The 12944-nt window shown below is 70.6% G+C and carries 16 protein-coding genes; 11 read left to right on the top strand and 5 right to left on the bottom strand.

Annotated features, from left to right (window positions below; all coding sequences use genetic code 11):
• Window positions 1-30 precede the first annotated feature (30 nt).
• Together AB0B94_RS00315 and AB0B94_RS00310 are read right to left on the bottom strand one after the other, a co-directional pair.
• On the bottom strand, window positions 31-438 hold the full coding sequence (locus tag AB0B94_RS00315) for a CoA-binding protein (protein WP_196928457.1): 408 nt from the start codon (window positions 436-438) through the stop codon (window positions 31-33).
• A gap of 19 nt (window positions 439-457) precedes the next feature.
• A complete protein-coding gene (locus tag AB0B94_RS00310) occupies window positions 458-2521 on the bottom strand; it encodes an intein-containing Rv2578c family radical SAM protein (RefSeq protein ID WP_357266565.1) in 2064 nt (687 codons plus the stop codon).
• Window positions 2522-2614: 93 nt separating this feature from the next.
• Between AB0B94_RS00310 and AB0B94_RS00305 the strand changes: the two genes are divergently transcribed.
• Complete coding sequence (locus tag AB0B94_RS00305) at window positions 2615-3034, top strand: DUF393 domain-containing protein (RefSeq protein ID WP_109819716.1); 420 nt, start codon at window positions 2615-2617, stop codon at window positions 3032-3034.
• Here AB0B94_RS00305 and AB0B94_RS00300 read toward each other — a convergent pair.
• The 3 genes from AB0B94_RS00300 to trxA form a co-directional block, all read right to left on the bottom strand.
• Entirely contained in the window at window positions 2998-3948 is a 951-nt protein-coding gene (locus tag AB0B94_RS00300; RefSeq protein WP_357266562.1) for an HTTM domain-containing protein, read from the bottom strand. The two genes, AB0B94_RS00305 and AB0B94_RS00300, sit on opposite strands and share 37 nt — an antisense overlap.
• Entirely contained in the window at window positions 3945-4385 is a 441-nt protein-coding gene (locus AB0B94_RS00295) for a hypothetical protein (RefSeq protein WP_357266559.1), read from the bottom strand. The genes AB0B94_RS00300 and AB0B94_RS00295 overlap by 4 nt, the downstream gene beginning before the upstream one ends.
• Before the next feature lie 153 nt (window positions 4386-4538).
• Window positions 4539-4901: a thioredoxin gene (trxA, locus tag AB0B94_RS00290; RefSeq protein ID WP_007455291.1), complete on the bottom strand. Its 363-nt coding sequence runs from the start codon at window positions 4899-4901 to the stop codon at window positions 4539-4541.
• A gap of 548 nt (window positions 4902-5449) precedes the next feature.
• On the opposite strand from trxA, the gene AB0B94_RS00285 reads away from it, so the two are divergent.
• The 10 genes from AB0B94_RS00285 (at window position 5450) to AB0B94_RS00240 (ending at window position 12910) form a co-directional block, all read left to right on the top strand.
• Entirely contained in the window at window positions 5450-5965 is a 516-nt protein-coding gene (locus AB0B94_RS00285) for a MaoC family dehydratase (protein ID WP_030486570.1), read from the top strand.
• Window positions 5966-6057: 92 nt separating this feature from the next.
• On the top strand, window positions 6058-6594 hold the full coding sequence (locus AB0B94_RS00280; RefSeq protein WP_357266556.1) for a hypothetical protein: 537 nt from the start codon (window positions 6058-6060) through the stop codon (window positions 6592-6594).
• Window positions 6595-6645: 51 nt separating this feature from the next.
• Window positions 6646-7269: an RNA methyltransferase gene (locus tag AB0B94_RS00275; protein ID WP_357268361.1), complete on the top strand. Its 624-nt coding sequence runs from the start codon at window positions 6646-6648 to the stop codon at window positions 7267-7269.
• A 10-nt stretch (window positions 7270-7279) separates the two neighbouring features.
• Window positions 7280-8026, top strand: coding sequence for a DUF6758 family protein (locus AB0B94_RS00270; RefSeq protein WP_357266553.1), 747 nt, complete (start codon window positions 7280-7282; stop codon window positions 8024-8026).
• A gap of 116 nt (window positions 8027-8142) precedes the next feature.
• Window positions 8143-8301 (top strand): hypothetical protein, encoded by a 159-nt coding sequence (locus AB0B94_RS00265; RefSeq protein ID WP_007455302.1) that lies wholly within the window; start codon window positions 8143-8145, stop codon window positions 8299-8301.
• 6 nt (window positions 8302-8307) lie between these two features.
• Window positions 8308-9183, top strand: a complete 876-nt coding sequence (locus AB0B94_RS00260; RefSeq protein ID WP_238646470.1) for a PH domain-containing protein — start codon at window positions 8308-8310, stop codon at window positions 9181-9183.
• 103 nt (window positions 9184-9286) lie between these two features.
• Window positions 9287-10069 (top strand): SigE family RNA polymerase sigma factor, encoded by a 783-nt coding sequence (locus tag AB0B94_RS00255; RefSeq protein ID WP_357266549.1) that lies wholly within the window; start codon window positions 9287-9289, stop codon window positions 10067-10069.
• Window positions 10066-11328, top strand: coding sequence for a hypothetical protein (locus AB0B94_RS00250; protein ID WP_357266546.1), 1263 nt, complete (start codon window positions 10066-10068; stop codon window positions 11326-11328). The genes AB0B94_RS00255 and AB0B94_RS00250 overlap by 4 nt, the downstream gene beginning before the upstream one ends.
• A 53-nt stretch (window positions 11329-11381) precedes the next feature.
• Window positions 11382-12254, top strand: coding sequence for a PHP domain-containing protein (locus AB0B94_RS00245; RefSeq protein ID WP_357266543.1), 873 nt, complete (start codon window positions 11382-11384; stop codon window positions 12252-12254).
• A gap of 41 nt (window positions 12255-12295) precedes the next feature.
• Window positions 12296-12910: a MarC family protein gene (locus tag AB0B94_RS00240; RefSeq protein ID WP_091394729.1), complete on the top strand. Its 615-nt coding sequence runs from the start codon at window positions 12296-12298 to the stop codon at window positions 12908-12910.
• Window positions 12911-12944 lie beyond the last annotated feature (34 nt).

Genomic DNA, 12944 nt, shown 5'->3' with positions numbered 1-12944 from the left:
ACAGTAAGTGCAAGATCGCGCGGGGGTGGGTCAGGGGAGGCGGGTCAGGTTGGCGGCGGCTCGTTCGACGATGAGGCAACGGTCTTCGACGTAGTCCATGCCGGCCTCCTCGGCGATGCGCCGCGCCTCGGCCGAGACGATGCCGAGTTGCAGCCAGACGGCGGGCGCGCCGATCGCCGCCGCGTCCCGGACCACCTGCACGGCGTCGGCCGCCGGTCGGAACACGTCGACCAGGTCGACGGGGTGCGGAATGTCGGCGAGGGTCTTGTAGGCCCGTTCCCCGAACAGTTCGTCGACCGTCGGGTTGACCGGGATGATGCGCCAGCCGTACTGCTGCATCTGCAACGGCACGCCGTGCGCGGCCTTGAACGGGTCGCGGGACGCGCCCACGACGGCGATCACGGCGGAGTCGGCGAGGATCTGCTGAGCGGTACGCACCAGCCGACTGTAGCTCCGACTACAGCAGCGTCAGCTGCTCGGCCGTGGACGGCGGCGGCTCGGGCAGGCTGCGGTTGTCGCCCCGCTCCCCGCGGTGCAGCCCGTGCCGGCGGGCGGCGATCCGCACCCGCGCGGTCAACTCCCGCTGGTACGCCTGCGGCGCGTACGCACCGGCCCGGTAGAGCTCGCGGTAGCGGGGGACGAGGTGCGGGTGCTCGCGGGCGAGCCAGTGCGCGTACCACTCCCGGGCGCCCGGACGCAGGTGCAGGGGCAGGGCGGTCACGCTCGTCGCGCCGGCGGCGGCGATCGCCGAGACGGTGGCGTCGATCGACTCGTCGCTGTCGCTGAGGCCGGGCAGGATCGGGGCCATCAGCACCCCGACGGAGAAGCCGGCGTCGGCGAGTGCCCGGACGGCGTCGAGTCGGCGGCGTGGGTGCGGAGTGCCCGGCTCGACGGTGCGCCAGAGGTGTTCGTCGACGAACCCCACCGAGAAGGAGATGCCCACGGTGGTCACCTCGGCGGCCTGACGCAGCAGCGGCAGGTCCCGCAGGATCAGCGTGCCCTTGGTGAGGATCGAGAACGGGTTGGCGACGTCTCGCAGGGCGGCGATGATCTGCGGCATCAGCCGGTAGCGGCCCTCGGCGCGCTGGTAGCAGTCCACGTTGGTGCCCATCGCCACGTGCGCGCCCCGCCAGCGCGGCGCGGCCAACTCCCGCCGGACCAGCTCGCCGGCGTTGACCTTGACGATCACCTTCCGGTCGAAGTCCGCGCCGGCATCGAGGTCGAGATAGGTGTGCGTGTTTCGGGCGAAGCAGTTGTGGCTGACCACTCCGTCGGCGATGAAGTCCCCGGTGCCAGTGGTGATGTCCCAGAGCGGCAGCTCCAGCCCGAGTGCCTCGATGCCGACGACCCGGAGGGCGCCCTGATGCCTCAGTGCGCCGCCCTCGATCGACCGCTTCCGGGTGATGGCAGGGTCGGTCAGGTGAAAGAACCGGAGCCGGGCGGCGAGACCCCCGGTCAGCCTGATCTCCCGCACACGGTTGGGTAGGCCGCCGTCTTCTCGCACGCACGCGAAACCGAGATGGCGCAATGCTGCCGTCGTCTGGTCGAGGATGGCGTCGTCGCTGCTGCTGATGCGCAGGACGCCTCTGCTGCAACCGCCTTGCGCGTCGAAGATGCCGGCCAGGAAGCCGAGCCGCCAGTCGTCACTGGGCTCGGCCGGCCAACGAACGAGTTCGGTGATCGCCAGGATGTCCCGCTGTTCAGAGGTTCGGATGGCGGCCACTGCGCGTCGTGTGGGACTGGCCGGGGTGAAATCACAGCGCTGTGTCTTGATCTCTTCGAGCGCGAGGTAGCGCTCGCTGCGGCTCAATGCCTCGTCATCGGCCAACGCCAGCCGAAACCGGTGCACCGTCCCGTACGAGTACGAGAATGTGCCCAGGTGCGCGTCTCCGCGGAGGATGCCGCACAGGTAGCCCCGGCGGTAGTCGGGTGACTCCTTGGGCCCAACGGCGAAACGGCCGGTGCCGATCAGGCGGTTGTTGGTGGTCAGGTAGGGGCGTCGGGCGTTGCCCTGCATGGCGCCGGTGACGTGCTTCCAGCCACGTTCAGAGAGGAACCGGTGGTCCCCGCTGGCGATGAGGGTCGTGCCATCCGCCAGGGTGACCCGGTAGGCCGGCTTCACCGTGGACCACTTGTCGAGGACGGTGGTGATCACGTATCGGCGGTACCCGCCCCGTCGCTCGGTCCCGTAGATGCGGTCGCCCGGCTCCAGTGCGCTGATCGGCTTCGTGCGGCCGTCCGCCATGAGGATCGGGGTGTCCGCACCCAGGCAGTAAACACAGGCATGAGAGCAGCCCCGGTACGGGTTGATCGTCCACTCGAACGGGACGCGGGACTGCCCGGGCACCCGGTTGAGGATGGACTTGGCCTGCACCTCGTAGAAGGTCATCCCGGCGAACTCGGGGGTGTCGAAGGTGCGGGCGACGGCGCCGGGCAGCGCCAGCGGCAGGGGTGGCGTCGCTGGCGCTGCCCGCTCGGGGTCTCCCTCGACCGGGGGAGCGGTGAGGTTGTCCCAGCGCATGGGCACTATTCGAACACGTGTACGAGGCGAGCGCAAGTGACCCGCCGTACACCGGTGGGCGTCCGGGTGGTCGGAGAGGGGAGGATGGACGCCATGGAGACGTCGACCTTCGTCTACGACGGGGACTGCGCGTTCTGCACGAGCTGTGCGGAGTTCATCGAGCGCCGCATCCCCACCGCCGCCCGGGTGGTGCCCTGGCAGTTCGCCGACCTGGACGCGCTCGGCCTCACAGTGGCCGAGTGCGAGGAGGCAGTGCAGTGGGTCGGCGCGGACGGCTCACGCGCGGCCGGCCCGGACGCCATCGCGAAGTTGCTCGCCGCGAGTGGTCCGCTCTGGCGGGTCGCCGGCGCCGGCCTGCGGATTCCTCCGGTACGCGTCGCGGCCTGGCCGTTGTACCGCTGGGTGGCGCGCAACCGGCACCGACTTCCCGGTGGCACGGCGGCCTGCTCCCTGCCCCAGGAGGCCCGGGAGCGGCTCTACGGGCCGGCCGGTCGCCCGACCACCGGCGCCTGATCGTCGAGCGCCGGCCCCGCGCCGGCTGCCACCGGGTCGACCTCGGCCCGGTGCGGTTGCGGCTCCTCCGTCGTCGCCGCCTCGGGAGAGCCACGCCTGACGAGCCGGCGACCCCAGACCAACGGGCGTACCCGCTCCAACGGTAGGAAGCTGGTCATCGCGGCCAGGTGCGGCGCGAACGAGATGGTGATGGTCGCGATGGTGACCGCGTGGAACGAGTAGAAGAAGCCGACCATGGCGAGTCGCCAGCGCTGTGGCAGCAGGAAGACCATCGGGCTCAGCAGCTCGAACGCCACGATGCCGAACTGGGCGACGATGAGCAGGTACGGCACCTGGGCGATGAGGTCCGCCAGGTCGGTGCCGCGCCGGATGATCGCGCGGGCCAGGACCGAGCCGGTCAGCCAGTCCAGACCGCCGAAGCGCAGCTTGGCGAAGGCGGCCAGGAAGTACGTGCAGATCACCGCGATCTGGGTGACGCGTAGCGCCCAGCCACCGGCCTCGGTGCGGGTGGTGTCGCCGTGTCGGGCACGACCGGCGGTGGGCAGCACTGCCAGTGCGACGAGCAGCCCGAACCGGTCGTGGTCGACCTTTCCGTAGCTCATCGCGATGATCATCCACTCCAGGTAGAGCGCGCACACCGCCCAGCCGAGCAGCCGGGGCGCTCGTCCGGTGGCGGCGAGGAGGGCGAGCAGCAGCAACGCCCAGAAGATCACCGTCACCAGCGTCTCGGTTGGCGTCGGCAGTGGGAGCAGGCGGCCGATCAGGAGTGGCTGGTAGAGGTCGCCGGGAACGCTGACCCGGGTGCGTACCCAGGGGGTGAAGACCACCAGATCGGCGGCGACGAACAGGTAGACCAGGGTGCGGAAGGCGGCCACCCGCCCCCGGGGCACTGCCTCGGTCAGCCAGCGGGTCATCGGGTGGCCTGCCAGCGGACGACGGTCTGGTCGGTGTGGCTGCCGGTCGGCCGGCCGGCGCGGATCCCGTGCCAGCGAATGACGATGCGGACCTCGACCAGCGCGGGGGCGTCCGGATGGCGTTCGGCGTACGCGTCGGCGACCTCGGTGAGCAGCGTCGGGTCGGCGGCGTATCGGGCCTGCTGACCCTCGATCTCGGCGCGCCGGATGCCTGTCGCGTTCTGGTCGAGGTCGATCACCGCCCCGGAGCTGTTCACCCCCTCGACGCGGGTGTCGGGCGCAGGTGCGTTCGGCGGGTTGGAGGTGGAGTACATCCGGAACGGGCCGAACGGGAAGTCGTCGTCGCCGCCCCAGAAGGTGCCGACGACGAGCAGGGCGAGGCCCACTGCGGTAGCGCCCAGCCGGGTCACGCGCCCGCGGGTGGTCAGGTTCTCCATCGGGTCGTGACGATACGGGATGTACCGCCGCCCTCGGGTCCCTCCGACGGCCAGTCCGGCCTGACCAGGCAGGTGATCATGCGGCACTTGGCGGGGTACGACGAAGGCCGGGCCCGCATCGGGCCCGGCCTCGCGTGTCGTCGTGGTGACGACTCAGTGGTTGTGCTCGGCCAGCTGCTTGCGGACGTCGTCCATGTCCAGCGCCTCGACCTGCTCGATCAGGTTCTCCAGCGCGGACTCGGGAAGGGCGCCCGGCTGGGCGAAGACGATGACGCCGTCACGGATCGCCATGATCGTCGGGATCGAGCGAATGTCGAACTTGGCGCCCAGCTCCTGCTGAGCCTCCGTGTCGACCTTGCCGAAGACGATGTTCTGGTGCTTCTCCGAGGAGCGCTCGTAGACCGGGGCGAACCGCTTGCACGGACCACACCAGTCGGCCCAGAAGTCGACCAGGACGATGCCGTCGTTGCCGGTCACCTCGTCGAAGTTCGTCGAGGTCAGCTCAACGGTTGCCATTGCACTCTCCGATCACCGCGGTTTATCTACGTCCCGTAGAACCAGGGCTGACCGTATCGAATTCCCGGGTGGTGGGGCACGAAACGTGCACGGGGCTGCCGGGGGGTGCCCGGGACCATCGACAGGCATCTGTTCACACCCGACCTGCGGAACGCAAGTGCATGACGCACTTGCGTGACCTGCGGTAATGGGAGCGTTTCCAGGGAGATCCACGCGATTGAGCTCTACGAATCGGTAACTTGGGCCTTGACGAGGAGGTATCCGGCCTGCGGAGATCGCTTATCAACCTCCGCTTCGTCACGCACAGTAGTGTTACAAAAAGATAAATGTGACCGCGATCTCTGTTGAACCTACGCAGGCGTAGGGCAGAATTCCTCACATCAGAGCGTGGGCGGCGGGTGCCGGGGAGGGCCCCGCCGCTCATTGCGTCTCCCCCCAGGCGAGTGACCGGTGTGACATTTCCGCCGCCGCCGCGCCCCGCCGGTCTCCTTAACCATCGGTAAGGCATGCTGGGCCGAACTCCATCGCCGCCCGTCGAAGGGACCAGCATGCAGTTCGGTCGCTACTACGAGGAGTTCGAGGTCGGCGCGGTCTACCGGCACTGGCCGGGCAAGACCGTCACCGAGTACGACGACCACCTCTTCTGCCTGCTCACCATGAACCACCACCCGCTGCACATGGACGCGCACTACGCCGCGACGGCCAGCCAGTTCAAGCGCAACGTCGTGGTCGGCAACTACATCTACTCACTGCTGCTCGGCATGTCGGTGCCCGATGTGAGTGGCAAGGCGATCGCCAACCTGGAGGTCGAGTCGCTGCGGCACGTCGCGCCGACCTTCCACGGCGACACCATCTACGGCGAGACCACGGTGCTGGACAAGCGTGAGTCCGGCTCGAAACCCGACCGGGGCGTGGTGTCGGTGGAGACCCGCGGCTACAACCAGGACGGCACGATGGTCTGCGTCTTCCGGCGCAAGGTCATGGTCCCCAAGCGGGAGTACGCGGCCGCTGCGGTGCCCGACGGCGTGGACCCGGAGCGGCCCAGCTTCCCCGAGCCGCGCTGACTGTCGCGGCGGGCTCAACCGTCGACGAACACCGGGCTCCTTCCCCACCGCGGGTCTGCTGGGGAAGGGGCCCTGTTCCCGTTGTGGGGCATATGCTGACGCCGGAGGTTTCGATGAGCCACTCCGTAGCGGGAGAGCCGTCCTCTGCCGGCCGCCGGGCCGCACCCTTGACCACCGCCGTCTACTCCGCCGCCGAGTGGGATCTGCTCACCGGCCTGCCCGGTCGGGTTCTCGTGGCCGCCGTGGCGCCCGGTCCTGGCCGGACGGAGCGTGGAGTGATGGCCGGCCTGGCCGGCCTCGACGCCGTGGCCGCGGGCCGAGCCTCCGACAGCGATCTGGTCCGCGCTGTGGTCGCCACGATCTACGCCCGCCACGACGGCACCCCGCAACCCGCCGAGCGGCTCACCGACCTGGTGGACCTGCTGGCCGCCTGCCGGGCAGCGAGCCGGGTCCTCCGGCGGCGGGCCGACCCCGCCGACTCGGCCGCGTACCGCCAGTGGGTGCAGTCGGTGGCGGCCCGGGTCTGTCGCGCGGTGCCCGGCACCGGCGCGCGCCGGGTCGACCCACCGGCCAGCCCAGCGGACCGGCGTTTCCTGGACCGGCTCGGTGCCGCCCTCGACCTGGGCTGACCGGCAGGTCTCCGCGACGGGCGCCGACGCGGTCCGTACCCTCTGATGACCGTGACCGACGACCAGCTTGAGGTGGGCGTGGGCCCCTGGCCGGGGGACCCACCCGACGACAGCCGTTACGACCCGCAACTGCTGGCGGAGGGGGACCGGCGCAACGTCGTCGACCGCTACCGCTACTGGCGGCACGAGGCGATCGTCGCCGACCTGGACCGGCACCGGCACGGCTTCCACGTCGCGATCGAGAACTGGCAGCACGACTTCAACATCGGCACCGTGGTGCGCAACGCCAACGCGTTCAACGCCGCCGAGGTGCACATCGTCGGACGGCGACGGTGGAACCGGCGCGGCGCGATGGTGACCGATCGGTACCAGCACGTACGGCACCACGAGACGATCGAGGAGTTCGTCTCCTGGGCGGTCGAGCGGCAGTTGCCGGTGTTCGGCATCGACAACCTGCCCGGATCACGTCCGCTGGAGACCGGCACCCTGCCGCGGGAATGTGTGCTGCTGTTCGGCCAGGAGGGCCCCGGCCTCTCCGCGCCGGCCCGTGCCGCCTGCGACCGGCTCTACTCCATCGCCCAGTACGGCTCGACGAGGTCGATCAACGCGGGCGTGGCCAGCGGAATCGCCATGCACGCCTGGATCCGCGCGCACGCCGGTACGCCACCGGACTGACCCACGTACGGTGCCGAATCGGACGTTCCGGCTTGACGTGCCGCCGGTCCGGGGAGACGGTGGGGATGTGAGTGTCGCGGTGAGTTGTCCGAGATGCGGGGGCCCGGTACGGGCGCCGGATCTGATGAACACCGACTCCAGGTGTGTGCGCTGTGGCCCGGTGCCGCCGTTGCACGTGCCCGAGCACATCGGAGCGGACATCGTGGCGAGCGTGGTGGAACGGATCACCGCGACCGGCGATCCACCGGTGACACCGTTGTGGTGCCCGTGGCCGCTGCCACCCGGTTGGACACTCACCGGCGTGGCGTACGCCGGGGACGACCGGACGGGCGTGCGGGCGACTGTGGTGGCCTGCGCGGGTCCCGCGCCCCTCGGTGGTGGTCCAGCCGATCTGGTCTTCGTGGCCGAGGAACCCGGTGTCGGCCTGGGCACCCGGCTCGCCGGTCTGGCCGGCCCGGATCCGGGACCGGAGTTGGTGGACGCGTTGACCGACCCGGGGTCGGGTCACCCTGACCACGTCGGACAGGCGAAAATCAAGGTCGGCGGGCACCCCACTCCACTGTGGTTGGTGAATTCACCAACGGATCGAAGCGCGTACGCCGGCGAAGCTCGGGGAATGTGGCTCCATGCGATAGCCTGGCCGGCGAGTGCGGGTCACCTGCTCGCGGAAGATGTCGTGCTACACGACCTGACCGAGTGGACTCCGCCCGAGCTCGTGTACGGCGCACCGTCCCCGTATCTACCCGGTAGAGCTTGACAACTCTTCCGGATTGACGGAGAACGGACGCAGATATTCACTGTACGACACCACACTGATACTCTGGGTGCCGCTGCGGTAATGGGACCCGGCGCCGCGCGAGAGGATGGCCCGCCATGGTCAAGAAGGTCCTCACCTGGGCCGGAATCGCATTCTTGATCTTCTTCGTCGCCTATCGGCCAAACTCTGCGGCGGACGTGTTCAAGTCGCTCGGCGGCGGGATCATGGATATCGCCCAGGGGTTTGGCGACTTCTTCACCAGCCTCGTCGCCTAACCGCCGATGGGCAGCCCCTCCGGTCCACCCTTCGACCCGGACGACCCCGACCGGGAACGCCGCGAGCGCGACACCGAGCCGATCCCGCGGATCGGGCCTGACGACGGCCCGGGCTACGGGGCCGGTCCCGGCCTGTCCGACGGTCCGTCCCTTTCGGACGACGTCGGCTATGGCGACGGGCCCGGCTATGCCGGCCAGGGTCGGTCCGGTCGGGGGTGGATCCGTGATCCGGAGGCCAGCTACCAGCCGCCGCAGATCTCCGAGGACGAGCTGGCCGGGTTGCGTGCCGACGCGACCGGCGCGACCCCTCGACGGGTGCTGCCCCTGGAAGACGAGCCCAGTTCGCTGGTGGCTCGCTACCTCTTCCCCACCGAGCGCTACCGGGGCGAGTGGAAGCGACACTGGATCCACCTCACCAACCCGCTGTTGATCGGCGTCGCGGCGACCTTCGTGCTCGGCTACCTCTCCGGCTTCCTCGCCGGCCAGGACGTCGGCGCGTTGACCACCATCGCCGTGCTGCTGTGGTTCGCGGTGATGGGCTGGGTGGCGTGGAAAGTCGCCGACTGGTGGTATGACCGGTTCATCCTGACCAACAAGCGGGTCATGGTGGTCAACGGCATCGTCACCCGCAAGGTGGCGATGATGCCGCTGGTCCGGGTCACCGACATGAAGTACGAGCAGACCCCGACCGGTCGAGCGCTCAACTACGGCACCTTCGTGCTGGAGTCCGCCGGCCAGGAGCAGGCGCTTCGCGAGATCAAGAACCTGCCCAACCCGAACGAGCTCTACCTGCGCGTCGTCGAGGAGATGTACGAGCCGCAGGCCGTCGAGGCGCGGCTCGGCAAGGAGGCCGACGAGGCCAAGGCCGACGACGGGGCGTGAAGGTTTTCGACCGAACATCGGAGCAAGTGCGCACCTTTCGTCATGGACCAGAGCGCCCCTGACGTGGCACTCTGCCAGGACGGCAGGGGTGTGGAGGTGGGCGGTGACGAGCAAGGACTCGTTGGAGGAGCAGTTCCGCGAGTTCGTCGCGGCCCGCTCCGCCGCGCTCCTACGCACCGCTTATCTGCTCACCGGCGACTGGGCCACGGCCGAGGACCTGCTCCAGACGGCGCTGACCAAGACCTACCTCGCGTGGAAGCGGCTCGGCGGGATCGAGGCGGTCGAGCCGTACGCCCGGCGTGTGATGGTCAACACGTCGACAAGTTGGTGGCGGCGGCGCTGGCACGGCGAACGCCCGACCGAGGTCCTGCCCGAGCGGGCCGGCGTCGACGAGATCGAGCAGCAACTTGACCGTGACCTGCTCTGGCGGCATCTCCGGGAGTTGCCCAACCGGCAGCGGGCAGTGCTGGTGCTGCGCTACTACGAGGACATGTCGGAGGCGCAGACCGCCGCGATGCTCGACATTTCGCCGGGCACTGTGAAGAGCCAGGCATCCCGGGCGCTCGCCACGCTGCGTCGGCGACTGGGCGCGGACGCCCCGGAGCTGGCAGCCGCCGCCGGCATCGCCGGCCGGCCTGCCGCTGGCGCCGGTGCAGGGGCCTCGACCGGTGCCAACGGCCGGACGACGAGCTCGGGTTCCCGGACCGGACGAGTCCCGGCCACCGGTGCCGCTGCCACACCCCGTCCCGGACGGGCGGGCGCCTCACCCGTGCCCCGACCGACCGCCCCGCGCCCCGCCGTGCCGCGTGCCATCAACCCGCAGGTCGTCCTGCCCACCGCCCCGGCGGCCGTGCCCGTCGGCACGGGCTCCGGGGAACAGCAGTGAGTCAGTTCCCAGGCCGACGCGACAACCTGACGGACGGCCCGCAGCGTTCATACCAGGTGCGGCCTGACGAGCTGGAAGGGGCGGTGCGGGAGACACTCTCGCACCAGGTCGCCCTTGTCCGCCCACTGAGCGTCGATCCGGCCGGCCAGGCCATCCGTCGCGCGAACCGGATCCGGCGTCGACGCACCGTCGCCGGCCTCGCCCTCGCGGCGGTCACCACGGTGCTGCTCAGCGCCGGCATGGCCCAGCTCGGTGCCGAGACCAGGCGGGACGGCTCACCCATCGTCGTGATCGGCGACCCGGACCCGACCAACCGACCGCTCCCGACGGCCGGCATTCCCGGCCCCGCCCCCTCGCCCACGACGTCGACCTCTCCTCTCGTCGGCGAGACGCTGGTCAGCGCCGACGGGCGTCGGCTGGCGCTGCCCGACGTAGGGCCGGCCGAACGCGTCCAGCGGCTGCCCAGCGGCGGCGGTTGGCTGGTGGTCGGCGCGCCGAGCACCGCAGGACGCTCCCTCTGGGTGGTGCAGGACGACGGGCTGGTCCAGGTGCTGCTGGCCGGTGCCGGCGCGATCGTCCTGGCCCCGGACAGCCTCCAGGTCGCCTGGCGCGACGGAGACGATCTCCTGATGGCGGGCGTGGTCGGCACCCAACTCATCGGGTCGGTGCGCACCCCGGTGCCGGCGGCGGCGGAGCCCGTCCGGTTCGTCGGTGACAGCGTGCTGGTCCGGCTCGACAGGGCCGGCGCCGGTCACACGCTCTGGCGGCCCGGTGCGGGGCCGTTGCCCGACGCCCTCGACCGCAAGAGCCTCAACGTCTACGGGCGGCTGCCCGACGGGCGGCTCGTCGGCCAGGTCACCACAACCGATCCGGGCCGGACCTGCCTCGCCATCCTCACCCCGACACGTCACCTGGACCCGGTCCGCAGCGGCTGCGGCCCGGACCTGAGCCAGGACGGCGTCGGCGCGGTTTCGCCGGACGGGCGGTGGCTGCTGGTCAACGGGGGGAGCGGCACTGCCGGCCGGTCCCTGCTGGTCGACCTTCACCGGCTCGGGCCGGGTGCGACAGCCGTTGCGGCCGGGCCGCCGATGACTGGGGCGATCGTGTGGAGCGACGAGACCAAGGCCTCCTACCTCGACGGCACCGGCGAGCTGGTCCGGGTCGACGTCGCTCAGGCGCGGGCGGGAAAGCCCGCCAGCCCCGCTGCGGTGCCCGACGTGCCGGCCGGAGAGCGGCCGATCCTGGTGGACGGCTTCTGACCCCTGGTGACCCATGTGAACCGGACTCACCGTTTCCTCGGTAACGTCGGGCGGTGACCTCGCGTACCGGCCCCGACCCCCGGATCGACCTGCACGCCCACTCGACGGCCAGCGACGGCACACTGACCCCGGCCGAGCTGGTCGGCGCGGCCTTCGACGCCGGGCTGGACGTGCTGGCGATCACCGACCACGACACCACTGCCGGCTGGGCGCCGGCAGTGGGGGCGCTGCCGCCAGGTCTGCGTCTGATCCGGGGTGCGGAGTTGTCGTGTCGCTGGTCCGGTTCGCAGCCGGCGGTGCCGCTGCACCTGCTCGCGTACCTGTTCGATCCGGGCCACCCGGAGCTGGTGGCCGAGCTGGCGCGGGTCCGGGCCGCCCGGGAAGAGCGTGGCGAACGAATGGTCGGCCTCCTGCGGGCCGACGGCATCGACGTGAACTGGCCGGACATCCTGGCCGGCGCGGGTGGCGGCACGGTGGGACGCCCGCACATCGCGCAGGCGCTCATCCGCGCCGGCCTGGTCGGCAGCGTCCGGGAGGCGTTCGGTCCGGACTGGCTGGGCGAGCGGTACCGGCTGCCCAAGGAGGACATCGACGTGTTCCGGGCGGTTCGGCTGGTCCGGGCGGCCGGAGGCGTGCCGGTCTTCGCCCACCCGCGAGCCACCCGACGCGGCCGGGTGGTGCCCGACGAGCTGATCGCCGAGCTGGCCGCCGTCGGGCTCGCCGGGCTCGAAGCCGACCACGAGGACCACAGCCCGGCCGAGCGGGAACACGTCCGGGCGCTCGCCGCCGAGCTGGGTCTGCTCGTCACCGGCTCCTCGGACTTTCACGGCACCCACAAGACGGTCCAACTCGGCGCGTTCAGCACCAGCGTCGAGGCGTACGAGCGGATCGTCGCCGATGGGGTGACCGAGGTCGCTTCGGGCTGATCCGGGTATTTCGCCCATCCCGGCGCGGCTAGGTTGATCACGTGGATCTGAAGCTGTTCGGCGAGGTTTTCGTGACCCTGCTGGTGATCACCGACCCGCCGGGCATGATGCCGATCTTCCTGGCGCTGACCGGCCCGCTGCCCGCCCGCGACCGCAACCGGGCAGCCTGGCAGGCCGTCGCGTTGGCCCTCGGCGTCATCGTGATCTTCGCGGTGGCGGGGCAGACCCTGCTCGACTACCTGCACGTGGACCTGCCGGCGTTGCAGGCGGCCGGTGGACTGCTGCTCGTGCTCGTCGCCCTGGAGCTGCTGACCGGCAAGGCCGACGACCCGAGCCAGCAGGTCACCTCCAACATCGCGCTGGTGCCGCTGGGCACGCCGTTGCTGGCCGGCCCGGGCGCCATCGTGGCCACCATGCTCTTCGTCCAGCAGGCCGACGGGCTGGGAGAGTTCAGCGCCATCGCCGTGGCGATCCTCGCCGTGATGGTCGCCGTCTGGATCGTCCTGCGCTTCTCCGGCGGCATCGTGAAGATCCTCCGGCCGGGCGGGATCGAGGTGCTGACCCGGATCGCCGGCCTGCTGCTGGCCGCGATCGCCGTGCAGCTCATCGCCGACGCGGTGGCTGCCTTCGTCACGCAGTACGTGAACATGGCCTGACGGCACGCGCACGGTGTCGGAGGTGGATGGCAGG

The organism is Micromonospora sp. NPDC048986 (assembly GCF_040649335.1).
In the GTDB taxonomy this organism is placed as follows: Bacteria; Actinomycetota; Actinomycetes; order Mycobacteriales; family Micromonosporaceae; genus Micromonospora; species Micromonospora alfalfae.
This window is presented reverse-complemented; position numbering and strand designations above follow the sequence as displayed.